This is a genomic window from Sphingomonas chlorellae (genome assembly GCF_056485145.1).
In genome coordinates this window covers 660,893-673,703 of sequence record NZ_JBQXXM010000001.1, presented here as the reverse complement: position 1 = coordinate 673,703, position 12,811 = coordinate 660,893, and the positions used below count along the sequence as shown (strand labels likewise).

The following is a 12,811-nucleotide window of genomic DNA, read 5'->3' as shown; positions in this document are numbered from 1 at the left end:
GTCAGCCTCCCCGGCGCGGGCCGAGATCGGCGGGCACGGTGGTCAGGAAGCGCGGGGCGACACGGGCGCGACTGATCTGCTCATAGGCATAGCCGAGGTTGAGGAGCAGGCCGTCCGAATAGGCCGTGCCGATGAACGACAGCCCCACGGGCAGCCCGTCGACCAGCCCCATCGGCACGGTCAGGTGCGGATAGCCCGCCACCGCGGGCAATTCGCTGGCCGACGGGCCGGTGAACTGGTCGCCGTGCACCGGATCGCTGAGCCAGGGCGTGCCATAGGTCGGCGTGACCAGCGCCTGCGCGTCGGCCGCCCTCAGCATCGCGTCGATACCGTCCGGCCCCGCCATCCGCTGCGCCCGGACACGCGCGACGCGATAGTCGGGATCGTCCAGCCCCCTGGTCCGCGCAGCCTTCAGGAAGACGTCCTGTCCGAAAAACGGCATCTCGGCCGTCGGGTGCCCGGCATTGAAGGCAATCACGTCGTCGAGCGAACGCACTTTGACCGTCAGGGGCGTGGTTGCCAGATAACGCGCCAGATCGGCCTTGAGCTCGGTATGGAGGACCAGCGATTCAGCCTCGCCCAATCCCTTCGCTTCGGGCGGGCGGACCTGGACCAGTATCGCGCCGGCGCGGCGCATCTGGTCGAGCGCCGCATCGAACCGCGCCGCCAGCTTCGCCTCCATTTCAGGCCGCCAATAGCCGATGCGCATTCCCTTGAGCGCATCGGGCCGCAGTTGCGCGGCATAGTCGCGCCGATAGCGATCGGCATTGCGCGTCACCGGGTCGGCCGGATCGCTCGCCACCATCGCCCCGAAAAGCTGCGCCACCTCGCGCACGCTGCGCGCCATCGGCCCCGGCGTGTCCTGGCTGTGGCTGATCGGCACGACATGCGTGCGGCTGACGAGGCCGAGCGTCGGCTTGAGCCCGACCAGCCCGTTCATCGCGGCGGGGCAGACGACCGATCCGTCGGTCTCGGTCCCGAGCGCCAGCGGCGCAAGCCCGGCCGCCACCGCGGCCCCCGATCCGCTCGACGAACCGCAGGCCGTGCGATCGAGCGCATAAGGATTGCGCACCAGCCCGCCGACGGCGCTCCACCCGCTGATCGACGCGCTCGACCGGATATTGGCCCATTCGGACAAATTGGTCTTGCCGAGGATCACCGCCCCCTGTGCCCGCAGCGCAGCCACGACGGGCGCGTCGCGGCGCGTATCGTTCGCCGCCAGCGCCAGGCTGCCCGCCGTGGTCGGCTGGTCGCGCGTTTCGATATTGTCCTTGATGAGCACCGGAATACCGTCGAGCACGCCCAGCCGCCGACCGTCGCGACGACGCGTATCGGCGGCCTGTGCCTCGGCGAGCGCGTTGGGGTTGAGCGCGATCACCGAACGCAGTGTCGGGCCGTTGCGGTCGATCAGCGTCACGCGCGTGAGCAATGCGGCGACGAGGCGCTCGCTGGTCAGTCGCCCCGAATCGAGCCGGGCGCGCAACTGGTCGACCGACAGCCCGGCAAGCGCCTCCTGGACCGAAGGTGCCTCGGCAGGGGCGGGCGAGGACGGCATCGTCTGCGCCGTCGTTGCGGCGCTCGCCATCAGCATCGCGCCCGCCGCCAACACACCCATCACCCTGCCCCTCGCCATCTTGCCCCCCACGCTTCCAGGCGATCAGGCTAGAACGGGCCGCAGGCCGGGCTCAAGCGGGCAATCGCAACCGCGGCAACACCCCCGGCCCGCGCATGGTTCATGACGGGGCAGGTTTCAGCGCGACGGCGGGTTCCAGCCGCCGCCGAGCGCACGATAGAGGTCGACAATCGCGGTCATCCGGTCGAGCCGGGCCTGGATCAGCGTCAGATCGGCAGCGAGCAGGCCGCGCTGGGCATCGATCTGCTCGAGATAGGCCGCATAGCCGGCGCGATAGCGGTTGGTGGCATGGTGAAGCGCCTCCGCCAGCGCCGCGCGCTGCGCACGCACCTCGGCCTCCTGCGCCGCAATGCGATCGGCCGCGACCAGCCCGTCCTCGACCTCGCGGAAAGCGGTGAGCACGGTCGCTCGATACTGGATCGCCGCCTGATCGCGCTGTGCGCTTGCGCTTTCCACGCCGGCGCGCAGCCGCCCGCTGTCGAAGATCGGCGCCAGGATGCTGCCGCCGACCGAAAACAGCGTGATCGGGTCTGCGAGCGCGGTCGAGAAGGCGGCGCCGGTCGACGCGCTGAGCGTGATCCGCGGCAGGAACTGCGCGCGTGCCGCCGAAAGGCGCAGGTCGCTCGCCGCCAGCCGCGCCTCGGCGGCGGCGATGTCGGGCCGCTGGCGCAACAGCGCCGAGGGCAGCCCGCCCGGCACGGCGGGAATATCGAAATCGGCAAAGGCCCGGCCGCGCGCGATGCTCGCCGGCGCCGTTCCAGTAAGCAGGCTCAGCGCGTTCTCGGCGCGCGCGATCGCAAGTTCGGTCTGCGGCACGACCTGCGCCGTCGCGCGATATTCGGCCTCGGCCTGATCGAGTTCGAAACGCGACGTATAGCCGGCCTCGGCGCGCCGCCGCGCGACGCGCAGCGCCTCCGCCCGCGCCGCCAGCGTATCGCGTACCACCGCCGCACGGGCATCGAGCGCCCGCAGCGTCAGGTAACTCGTGGTCACGGTTCCCGCGACCGCGAGCCGCACCGCGTCGGCGGCGGCATAGGCCGCGACGGTTCCCTGCCGCGCGGCCGCCCGCGCCGCCTCGTCACGCCCGAACAGATCGAGCTCGTAGGACAGCGTCACCCCGGGCTGGGCGGCGGTCTGGTTGAGCGGCGTCCCGAGCGCGCTGACGCTGCGCGACCGCGCCGCGCCGGCGCTCGCGGAAATGTCGGGTGTGAGCGACGCGCGCGCGGCCCGCTCCTGCGCCCGGGCCTCGGCGATCCGCGAGACGGCAAGCGCGACGTCGGTGTTGCCGGCCAGCGCCCGCTCGACCAGCGCATCGAGCACCGGATCGCCGAAACCGCGCCACCAGCCCGCCTCGACCTGCGGCCCGGCGGCAGGACCGCCACGCCAGCTTTCGGGCGCGACGGGCGGTGCCGGCGGCGGCGTGCGGGGACCGGGGCCGACACAACCCGCGGCCAGCATCACCAATCCGGCGGGCACAACCAGGCGGGAAATGCCCCGAACGCGGCCCGGGCGCGTCATCGTGCACCCTCCACGCGCGCCTCGACCGACATGCCCGGCCGCAACCGCGATGCCAGCGGCTGGCCCGGATCGATGGCGATCCGCACCGCGATCCGCTGGGGAATCTTGACGAAGTTGCCCGTGGCATTGTCGTTGCGGATCACCGCAAACTCGGATCCGGCGGCCGGCGCCATCCGCTCGACCCGGCCGGTCAGTCGCGCGCCGCCCAGCGCATCGACGCGGAAGCTCGCGCGCTGCCCCGGCTGCATGTGCGCGATCTGGGCCTCCTTGAAGTTGGCGATGACCCACAGCCGGTCGGGCACCAGCGACATCAATTGCGTTCCTGCCGTGACATATTGGCCGGTACGAACGCCGATCTCACCCAGCTGACCGTCGGTCGGCGCCCGGATGATCGTGTTGTCGAGATCGATCTGCGCCAGCCGCAGCGCCGCCTGGGCGTTCTCCACCGCCGCCGACAGGCCGCCGCGCCCGACCTGAACCGTGCGAATGTCCTGTCGGGCGATCGACCGCGCCGCCTCGGCCTGGCGGACCCCCGCCTCGGCCTGACGGAGCGCGGCGAGCGTCTGGTCCCGTTCGCGCAGCGATACCGATCCGTCGCGCACCAGATCGTTGATCCGCGCCATGTCGGCCCGCGCGCGCAGCAGTTGCGCCTGGGCGTTGGCGACCGCAGCCTCCTGCGATTCGAACCCCGCGGTGCGCGATGCCTCGCTCTGCTGCGAATTGGCCAGATTGGCCCGTTGCGTGGCGACATTGGCGAGCGCCTGTTCGACGCGCTGGCGATAGATGCGGTCGTCGATCCGCGCGAGCACGTCGCCGGCATGGACCCGCGCGAAGTCCTGGACGGGAACTTCGGTCACATAGCCGCTGACCTGCGGGCTGATCACCGTCACCTGGCCGCGGACATAGGCATTTTCGGTCGCCTCGGTCGTGCCGCCGAAGGGCCAGATCGAAAAGGCGGCCAGCGACGCCACAAGCCCGCCCAGGCCGAGGATCAGGATCAGCGCCATCGCCATCGCGCTGGGCCGCGGCGGCGACCAGCGACTCGCCGCCGGAGTCGGACTGGGGTCCGCCCCCGCCTGCGGATCACGCTTGTCGCGCGGATCGGCCTCGATTTCGGGCGAAGGCCGGTCAGCCATTGGCATTGCTCCCATTCTGCTGTTCGCGGGCACGCGCAAGATTTTCACGCCGGATGCGCATGATGTGCATCGACGCCCAGATCATCGTGCCGAAGGCGATCACGGCGACCGCCAGAAATACGTCGTTATAGGCCAGGATATTCGCCTCGCGCGTTGCCGTCTGCGCCAGCAGCGCCGCCCCTTCGGCGCGCAGCAGCGCCGGATCGGCGACGACATGGCCATAGGCGGCGGCGTTGGCCTGGACCCGGCCGGCAACGAGCGGATCGGCCAGGCTGAGCGCCTGGGTGATCGAGGCGCTGTGTGCCCGCTCGCGGATCACCTGGAACGTGCCGAAAGCCGCCGAACCCGCGGCGCCGCCCAGATTCTGCGTGATGCTGAACAGGGCAGAAAAGCTGACGAAATGCGTCGGCCCATAACGCATGGCTCGCGTCAGCCCCACCAGCATCGCCGGCCCGATGAACAGTGCGGTGCAGAAGCCCATCAGCGCCTGGCTGAAGTACATGTCGTGCGGCCGGGTAAGGTTGGTCGACTGCGCATCAAGCAGCGCGCCGATGCCGATCAGTCCCAGCGAGATGAGGATCGGGCGCCCAAGGAACTGCGGGTCGATCGTCAGCACGCTGACGACGGTGCCGAGGATCGTCGCGGCGAGAACGACGGCATAGAGCGTGCGGAACTGCTCGGGGCCCATGCCGACGGTGGTGAGCAGCCCGGTGGCACCGATCGTCTGTTCGGAAAGCGTGACGCGGACGAGGATCGAGACGAGCGAAAAGCGCAGGATGTCGCCGCTGCCCAGCCAGCGCGTATTGAGCAGGGGGTTGGCGCGATAGTGCTCGATCACCAGCGCGGCCGGGATCAGCACCCCGGCGCCGAGCAGCGCCCAGGGAATCCAGTGCGCCTCGAACCACCACAGCACGCGCCCCATGCCGAGCACCGCGACGAACAGCGCCATTCCCATCGCGAAGAGCGGGAAGGTGATGAAATCGAGCCGTTCGAAACTGCGCACGCGCTCGACCGGCGGCAAGGGCAGCGCCCGCACCCCCATCAGGCAGAACAGGGCCAGCGCGAGCTCGAACAGGTACATCGCCTGCCAGTGATCGGCGTCAAACGCGCCGGTAGGAAACAGCCGTGCCAGCGGCACCGCGAGCTGCGGCAGCGTGATCGCCAGAACGAGCGACTTGAGGCGCAGCGCAGGCGTCGAAGCCTGGACGATGTAGAGCAGCCCGACCGTCGAGAGCGCCGACCCCGCAATGCCGCTGAGCGCACGGACGGCGATCGCCGACGCGAAGCTGTGCACGAGCAGGTGGCCGCCGGTCATCAGCGCAAAGGCGATCAGGAACAGCTGGGTGAAGGGCCGGATGCCGAACTGCTGCCGTACCTTGAACAACAGCATGCTCGCGCAGACGTTGGTCATCACATAGACGGTGGGCAGCCACTGGATCTCGGCCTGGTAGAGCCCCAGCGATCCCTGGAGGTTGACGAGGTTGGCCGTGACCAGCGCATTGCCGAGCGCCCCCGCCATCACCACCAGCGTTCCGACGAGCAGATAGGCGATGCGGCGTCCCGGAGGGTGCCACGGCGTCGGCGGTGAACCGGGAATCGGCGAACGCTCGTGCGGGGCGGGCTGCCACGCCGATTCGTCCTGCACATGCGTTGCCCGGTTGCGTGCCATTGCGCGCCGATAATCCAGGAGCCGCCGGAACGATCCGGTGACGGTTGAAACAACAGCCGTAAGACTTCCTCCGATATAGAGAGCGACAGCGCCGACCGGGGCACCGGGTATCCCGAAGGGGGCATGGGGCGACCGCCGCCGAATCCCGATTGCGGCATTTCGGACGCGTCGTCCAGCCCCCCCGACCGTCGGCGGCGCGGCGCGCAATTGTGGATTTGCCGAGGCTTGTTCGTTACTTGCGAACGAATGCCGGCCGGGGCAGCGATCGATGCGTCCGCGTCGGCCCACGCGCAGCCTCTTGCGACGGCGCGCCGTGCGCTTCTTCCCCCGGAATTTTTTTTCGTATCCCCTTTGTTCACTTGCCTTTCGCGAAGGCAAGGAAGGTCCGTGCGTCGCACCCTCTCCTCATACCCCGGCAAAGGTTGACCCGTCGCAAATCAGACGATCGGGCGTTGCACTCGCGGCCGAATTGGTCTTTTGTGTCGATCCGCGGCGCGACCACAAACTGTAGTGGCCAAGCCGAGGGGCAGGCTCAAGCACTGGTATACACTCGCTCGCATCGCTATATGCGGGACGGCTGTTTTCGTGCCTGGGCCCTGTGTTTTGATCTCTTTTTGTTCTCGCGCTTTCCGGCGTGCGGACGTAAGATCGAACCCCGCCCCGATTCGGATTTTCGAGCGTGCCTCCGGGCACGAGAGCATGGGCCCCGGACCGGCCGGCTTTGCCGCCGCGGGGCCAGGATCACGGGAGAAACGGGCCGGGCAACCGGGCCGGATTTCAGGGGCGTAGAGTGATGGAATTCAGGGATACCGGAAGCGTGAACGACACCGCCATCGAAGCCGCCGTGAGCACCGTCGCCGGCGGCGAACCCCGCCGCAAGCCGATCGACAGCCGCGAGATCGCACCCCGCGCCTATCCGGTGGAGGTCGACCATAGCCGCGACGCACTGCTCACCGACTTCGGCAAGGAGACGCTGAAGGACCGCTATCTGCTGCCCGGCGAGAGTTTCCAGGACCTGTTCGTCCGCGTCGCCTCGGCCTATGCCGACGATGCCGCGCACGCGCAGCGCCTGTACGACTATATCTCGAAGCTGTGGTTCATGCCCGCGACGCCGGTGCTTTCGAACGGCGGCACCGGGCGCGGCCTGCCGATCAGCTGCTACCTCAATTCGGTGCCCGACAGCCTGGAAGGGATCGTCGCCACCTGGAACGAGAATGTGTGGCTGGCGAGCCGCGGCGGCGGCATCGGCACCTATTGGGGCGCGGTGCGCGGCATCGGCGAACCGGTGGGCCTCAACGGCAAGACCAGCGGCATCATCCCGTTCGTTCGCGTGATGGACTCGCTGACGCTGGCGATCTCGCAGGGCTCGCTGCGCCGCGGGTCGGCGGCCTGCTATCTCGACATCTCGCACCCCGAGATCGAGGAGTTCCTGGAGATCCGCAAGCCGTCGGGCGACTTCAACCGCAAGGCGCTGAACCTCCACCACGGCGTGCTGATCCCCGACGCGTTCATGGAAGCCGTGCGCGACGGCCGCGAATGGGCGCTGAAGAGCCCCAAGGACGGGTCGGTGCGCGGCAGCGTCAACGCACGCGCGCTGTTCCAGAAGCTGGTCGAGACGCGGCTGGCGACGGGCGAGCCGTACATCGTGTTTTCCGATCATGTGAACAACACGATGCCCAAGCATCACCGCGACCTGGGGCTGAAGGTTTCGACCTCGAACCTCTGCTCGGAAATCACGCTGCCGACCGGCCGTGACCATCTGGGCAACGATCGTACCGCGGTGTGCTGCCTCTCGTCGCTCAACCTCGAGACCTGGGACGACTGGAAGGACGACAAGCGCTTCATCGAGGACGTGATGCGTTTCCTCGACAACGTGCTGACCGACTATATCGAGCGCGCACCCGACGAGATGGCGCGCGCGCGCTATTCGGCCGCGCGCGAGCGTTCGGTCGGGCTGGGCGTGATGGGCTTCCACAGCTTTCTCCAGGCGCGCGGACTGCCGTTCGAAAGCGCGATGGCGAAGAGCTGGAACCTGCGCATCTTCAAGCACATCAGCGCGCAGGTGAACGAAGCCTCGATGGCGCTGGCGGTCGAGCGCGGGCCGTGCCCGGATGCGGCCGACATGGGCGTGATGGAGCGTTTCAGCTGCAAGATGGCGATCGCGCCGACGGCGTCGATCTCGATCATCTGCGGCGGCACCAGCGCCTGCATCGAGCCGATCCCGGCCAATATCTATACCCACAAGACGCTGTCGGGCAGCTTCGCGGTGAAGAACCCGTTCCTCGAAAAGCTCCTCGCCGAGAAGTCGAAGGACTCGGACGCGGTGTGGAACTCGATCCTCGAACAGGGCGGATCGGTGCAGCACCTCGACTTCCTGACCGCCGAAGAAAAGGACGTGTTCAAGACGAGCTTCGAGATCGACCAGCGCTGGATCCTGGAACTGGCGGGCGATCGCGCGCCCTATATCGACCAGGCGCAGTCGCTGAACCTGTTCATCCCGGCCGATGTCGAGAAGTGGGATCTGCTGATGCTCCACTTCCGCGCATGGGAACTGGGGATCAAGTCGCTCTATTATCTGCGGTCGAAGTCGGTGCAGCGCGCAGGCTTTGCCGGCGGGGTCGAGGCCGACAACACGATCGAGAAGCCGCGTTTCGAACTCGGCGAGACCACCGATTATGACGAGTGCCTCGCCTGCCAGTGAGGCACCAGGCGGGCAGCGCCGGGCGGGCATAGGGGACGGCAACGCCCCCGCCCCGCCCGAAGCGCCGGAGACCATCCGATGACGTGGGAGGGAGCGCGCGTGCCAGCCGTGCATCGTTCCGATCGGGAAAGCCGGAGCGCGGCACCGTGCGCCGGAGATCCCGGTGCGCCGCGGCGGCGGACGCGCACGAAAAAGGGCCATGCCCGCCGGGCACGGCCCCTGTTCGGCCCCGTTCGCGGGCAGATGCCGGGGCGATCAGCCCTCGGATTCTTCCTCGGTGAACTGAAGCGCGTTCGCGGCGGTCGCGGTCAGGCGAACCTTGTTGTGATCCTCGACCTCGGCGACGAGGCCGAGCGGGATATAGTGGTGGTGCCCCTCATGGCTGCCCATGCCGCTGTCGCGCCTGGTCAGGCGGAGGCGGTGGTGATCGACGCGGTCGACGGTGCCGATATGGACGCCGTCGGCGCCGATGACTTCCATGTTCTCGCGAATTTCGTGGTGACCCATCGGGCAGTTCCTCCGTTTGATGACTGTGGACAACGCATAGTGCGTGCAAAGGACGCAGGAGATACGGCATGATCCGGATGCGAAACATCGCGTGGGTGGCGGCGGCGGGCGCCATGCTGGCGCTGGCCGCCTGTGCGCGGCAGACGAGCGGGAGCGTCGCGCCCGATGCCCCGGGCTTTCTGCTGGGGCTGTGGCACGGCTTCATCTTTCCGGTGGCGTGGGTGATCTCGCTGTTCCGCGCCGACGTCGCGATCTATGCCGTGCCCAACAACGGCGGATGGTATGATTTCGGTTATTTCCTGGGCATTTGCGTGTTCGGCGTCGGCGCCAATCGCGGCCGCAAGGTCATCTATCGCGAGCGGGTGATCGTGCGCGATCGCGGGCGGGTGATCGACGGATGACGCGCGCGCTTGCCCTCCAGGCGGGAATCGGCGCGGCGGTCGGCGCGGCGGGGCTGGCGATGCTGACCCGCCCCGGGACGGCGCGGCGGCTGTTGCGGCTGCCCGCAGGCGAGGCGACGACCTATGTCCTGCGCATCGGCGGCATGATGACGACCGCCTTGGGGCTGTTCCTTTTCGGTTTCGCGCTGGCGTTTGCCAGTGCGGGAGGGACGGGATGAAGAACCGTTCCACCCATAACCCTTCACCGTTCAATCCAGTTTCGTTCTTCCCGGAGTAATCACGATGTCGCTTCTCGAGGCCCGCAAGACATACAAGCCGTTCGAATATCCCTGGGCTTACGAATATTGGAAGCGCCAGCAGCAGGTGCATTGGCTTCCGGAAGAAGTTCCGCTGGGCGAGGATTGCCGCGACTGGGCACAGAAGCTGTCGGACCATGAACGCAATCTGTTGACGCAGATCTTCCGCTTTTTCACGCAGGCCGACGTGGAAGTGCAGGATTGCTATCACGAGAAATATGGTCGCGTCTTCAAGCCGACCGAGATCAAGATGATGCTGACCGCCTTTTCCAACATGGAAACGGTGCATATCGCGGCCTATAGCCACCTGCTCGACACGATCGGCATGCCCGAGACCGAATATGCCGCCTTCCTCCAGTACAAGGAGATGAAGGACAAGCATGATTATCTGGCAACCTTTGGTGTCGATGATGATGAATCGATCGCCAAAACGCTGGCAATGTTCGGCGGCTTTACCGAAGGACTTCAGCTTTTCGCATCGTTTGCCATGCTGATGAACTTCCCGCGCTTCAACAAGATGAAGGGCATGGGGCAGATCGTGAGCTGGTCTGTCCGCGACGAGAGCCTTCATTGCGAAGGCATCATCAAGCTGTTCCACACCTTCTGCAAGGAGCGGAACTGCCTGACGCCGACCGTTCGCGACGATATTCTGGACATGTGCCAGAAGACCGTGCGTATCGAGGACGCCTTCATCGACCTGGTGTTCGAAATGGGGCCGGTCCACGGAATGACGCCGAAGGACATCAAGAAGTATGTCCGCTTCATCGCCGACTGGCGGCTGGGACAACTTGGGCTGAAGCCGATCTATATGATCGAGGAACATCCCCTTCCCTGGCTGACGCCGCTGCTCAACGGTGTCGAGCACGCCAATTTCTTTGAAACGCGGGCGACCGAATATTCGAAGGCGGCGACGCGCGGCAACTGGAACGAGGTCTGGGAGAGCTTCGACAAGCGCCAGAAGGCCAAGGCCGGGCTGCCCGCGAACGAGGATGCACGCGGAACCGACATGTTCGGCGGCGGCGTCGCGGCCGAATAATCGACCTGCCTGCCCCGCGGCCGACCCGGTTGCGGGGCAGGAAACCGCCCCAATGGCGGAACAGATGCCGCAAAATCGCGCCTGTTTCGCGCGTTCAGGGGCAAAAGGGCGGCGTGACGCCGCAAAATCATGCCGGAAACGCGCCGTTGCGCGGCACGCGTTGACGCGGCGCGATTTCCCACCCGATTCTAGCTGCGACGCCCCCAGCGCCAGCGCCATCCGCCCGCCGTCCGCGCCCGGATGAACATGAGCGCCCACCCCACGCCGACGAAGCAGAGCAGCCCGGGCAGCGCGAGCCCCGCGCGGTACGCCGCGACGCCGCCGACGATGAGCAGCGTGAGCCCGAGCGTCACCAGCCAGCCCTGCCACGTCACCGGCGTCGCGCCATAGCCATAGCGTTTGGGGCGGAACCAGAAGCGGCGCGGGGCGGGATCAGGCATCATGAAATCCTTGGCGTTCGGAAGCACGGGAGGCGGATCAGGCAGCGGGCGGGGCCGCTTCGTCGGTGCCCGCGGCGGCGTCAGTGCCGGGAGCACCGCCAGTGTCGGGGATGTCGGGGGTGTCGGGGGTGCCGTCGGTGTCGGCGGCACCGTCGGCGGCGCGGGCGGGGGGGCGGCCGCGGCGGGCGGGGACCGGCTGGGCGAGCTTGACGCCGCGCCGCGCCAGCGCCTCGCGCAGCAGACATTCGAGCTGGGCGTTGACGCTGCGCAGATCGGCCGCCGCGCTGCGCTCGACCGCGGCATAGAGCGCCGGGTCGAGCCGCAGGGGAAACGCCTTTTTGGGTGAAGCCGCCACGTCGCCGCCCTAGCCCCGCATCATTGGTACAGCGAGCCCGTGTTGACCACCGGCTGGGTATCGCGTTCGCCGCACAGCACGACCATCAGGTTCGACACCATCGCCGCGCGGCGTTCGTCGTCGAGATGGACGACGTCCTTTTCCGAAAGCTGCGCCAGCGCCATTTCGACCATGCCCACGGCGCCCTCGACCAGCGTCTGGCGCGCGGCGACCACCGCCTGCGCCTGCTGGCGCCGCAGCATCGCCCCGGCGATCTCCTGGGCATAGGCCAGATGCGTGAAGCCGCATTCGTCGACGGTGATCCCCGCGACGCGCAGCCGCGCGATGAGTTCGTCGCGCAGCTCGGCACCGACCTGATCGTGGTTGCCGCGCAGCGTCACCTCCTGATGCTCGAAATCGTCATAGGGGTAGCGCGAGCCGATCGTGCGCACCGCCGCCTCGATCTGGACGTTGACGAACGCCTTGTAGTCGTCGACGTCGAACAGCGCCTGCGCGGTGTCGGTGACGCGCCACACCACCTGCGCCGCCATTTCGATCGGATTGCCGCGCAGGTCGTTGACCTTGATCCGTTCCGAGATGACGTTGTTGGCGCGCACCGAGATCGACTTGCGCAGCATCCAGGGCAGCACCCAGCGCAGCCCCTCGGCCCGGTCGGTGCCGCGATAGGCGCCGAACAGCAGGATCACCGCCGCCTGGTTCGGCTGAAGCAGGTAGAAGCCGCTGACGACGAAGAGAAAGACCAGCAGCAGCACCGCTTCGGCCCCGATCAGCAGCGGCGGCGACAGCACGTCGATCTGGGTGAGCAGCAGCCCGCCCGCCGCCAGCGTGAGCAGCAGCACGACGAGCATCGCATAGCCGCTGGCGCTTGCCGCCGGCCGTTCATGGCTCTGTCGCAGCGTCGGTCCGGTTGCGTCGGTCATTCCAGTCCCTCCCATTAATGTGATATCACATTTATATCAGATCGAGATCAGGCGCAAGCGAATCCGGCAGGGCCGTGCGGCACCGCGCTGGACACCGCACCGGGCGCAGCATCGACGCCGTGCCCGCGCAGCACCGGCGCAGCAAAAAGGGCGCCGCCGGTGGTCCGGCGACGCCCCCTTGCAGATCCGGACGGGGTGC

The 12,811-nt window shown here is 67.7% G+C and carries 11 protein-coding genes and 1 pseudogene; 4 read left to right on the top strand and 8 right to left on the bottom strand.

Annotation, left to right across the window (positions count from 1 at the left end):
- Nucleotide 1: 1 nt before the first annotated feature.
- The 4 genes from ACT3CF_RS03165 to ACT3CF_RS03150 all read right to left on the bottom strand — a co-directional run bounded on the left by ACT3CF_RS03165 (nucleotide 2) and on the right by ACT3CF_RS03150 (nucleotide 5,956).
- On the bottom strand, nucleotides 2-1,615 hold the full coding sequence (locus ACT3CF_RS03165) for an amidase (protein ID WP_478421334.1): 1,614 nt from the start codon (nucleotides 1,613-1,615) through the stop codon (nucleotides 2-4).
- A gap of 135 nt (nucleotides 1,616-1,750) precedes the next feature.
- Nucleotides 1,751-3,091 carry an efflux transporter outer membrane subunit gene (locus tag ACT3CF_RS03160; RefSeq protein ID WP_478420282.1) on the bottom strand — a complete coding sequence of 447 codons (1,341 nt, stop codon included), beginning with the start codon at nucleotides 3,089-3,091 and terminating at the stop codon, nucleotides 1,751-1,753.
- A 56-nt stretch (nucleotides 3,092-3,147) separates the two neighbouring features.
- Nucleotides 3,148-4,287 (bottom strand): HlyD family secretion protein, encoded by a 1,140-nt coding sequence (locus ACT3CF_RS03155; protein ID WP_478420280.1) that lies wholly within the window; start codon nucleotides 4,285-4,287, stop codon nucleotides 3,148-3,150.
- Nucleotides 4,280-5,956, bottom strand: a complete 1,677-nt coding sequence (locus ACT3CF_RS03150; protein WP_478420278.1) for an MFS transporter — start codon at nucleotides 5,954-5,956, stop codon at nucleotides 4,280-4,282. Before ACT3CF_RS03150 ends, ACT3CF_RS03155 begins: the two co-directional genes overlap by 8 nt.
- A gap of 793 nt (nucleotides 5,957-6,749) precedes the next feature.
- Here ACT3CF_RS03150 and ACT3CF_RS03145 point away from each other — a divergent pair.
- Nucleotides 6,750-8,657 (top strand): ribonucleoside-diphosphate reductase subunit alpha, encoded by a 1,908-nt coding sequence (locus ACT3CF_RS03145; protein WP_478421333.1) that lies wholly within the window; start codon nucleotides 6,750-6,752, stop codon nucleotides 8,655-8,657.
- Between the two features lie 255 nt (nucleotides 8,658-8,912).
- Here the strand turns inward: ACT3CF_RS03145 and ACT3CF_RS03140 are convergent, their stop codons facing one another.
- Nucleotides 8,913-9,164, bottom strand: a complete 252-nt coding sequence (locus tag ACT3CF_RS03140; protein ID WP_478420276.1) for a DUF2171 domain-containing protein — start codon at nucleotides 9,162-9,164, stop codon at nucleotides 8,913-8,915.
- Between the two features lie 68 nt (nucleotides 9,165-9,232).
- Between ACT3CF_RS03140 and ACT3CF_RS03135 the strand changes: the two genes are divergently transcribed.
- From ACT3CF_RS03135 to ACT3CF_RS03125, 3 genes are all read left to right on the top strand, one after another.
- Nucleotides 9,233-9,565 (top strand): hypothetical protein, encoded by a 333-nt coding sequence (locus ACT3CF_RS03135; RefSeq protein ID WP_478420274.1) that lies wholly within the window; start codon nucleotides 9,233-9,235, stop codon nucleotides 9,563-9,565.
- Nucleotides 9,562-9,783 (top strand): hypothetical protein, encoded by a 222-nt coding sequence (locus ACT3CF_RS03130; protein ID WP_478420272.1) that lies wholly within the window; start codon nucleotides 9,562-9,564, stop codon nucleotides 9,781-9,783. Before ACT3CF_RS03135 ends, ACT3CF_RS03130 begins: the two co-directional genes overlap by 4 nt.
- Nucleotides 9,784-9,847: 64 nt before the next feature.
- Nucleotides 9,848-10,897 carry a ribonucleotide-diphosphate reductase subunit beta gene (locus ACT3CF_RS03125; RefSeq protein ID WP_478420270.1) on the top strand — a complete coding sequence of 350 codons (1,050 nt, stop codon included), beginning with the start codon at nucleotides 9,848-9,850 and terminating at the stop codon, nucleotides 10,895-10,897.
- 188 nt (nucleotides 10,898-11,085) lie between these two features.
- Here the strand turns inward: ACT3CF_RS03125 and ACT3CF_RS03120 are convergent, their stop codons facing one another.
- The 3 genes and pseudogenes from ACT3CF_RS03120 to ACT3CF_RS03110 form a co-directional block, all read right to left on the bottom strand.
- A complete protein-coding gene (locus ACT3CF_RS03120; protein ID WP_478420268.1) occupies nucleotides 11,086-11,337 on the bottom strand; it encodes a hypothetical protein in 252 nt (83 codons plus the stop codon).
- 148 nt (nucleotides 11,338-11,485) lie between these two features.
- Nucleotides 11,486-11,692: pseudogene (locus ACT3CF_RS03115) on the bottom strand (type II toxin-antitoxin system antitoxin); the annotation flags it as partial.
- 20 nt (nucleotides 11,693-11,712) lie between these two features.
- Complete coding sequence (locus tag ACT3CF_RS03110; protein ID WP_478420266.1) at nucleotides 11,713-12,612, bottom strand: SPFH domain-containing protein; 900 nt, start codon at nucleotides 12,610-12,612, stop codon at nucleotides 11,713-11,715.
- Nucleotides 12,613-12,811: the final 199 nt, after the last annotated feature.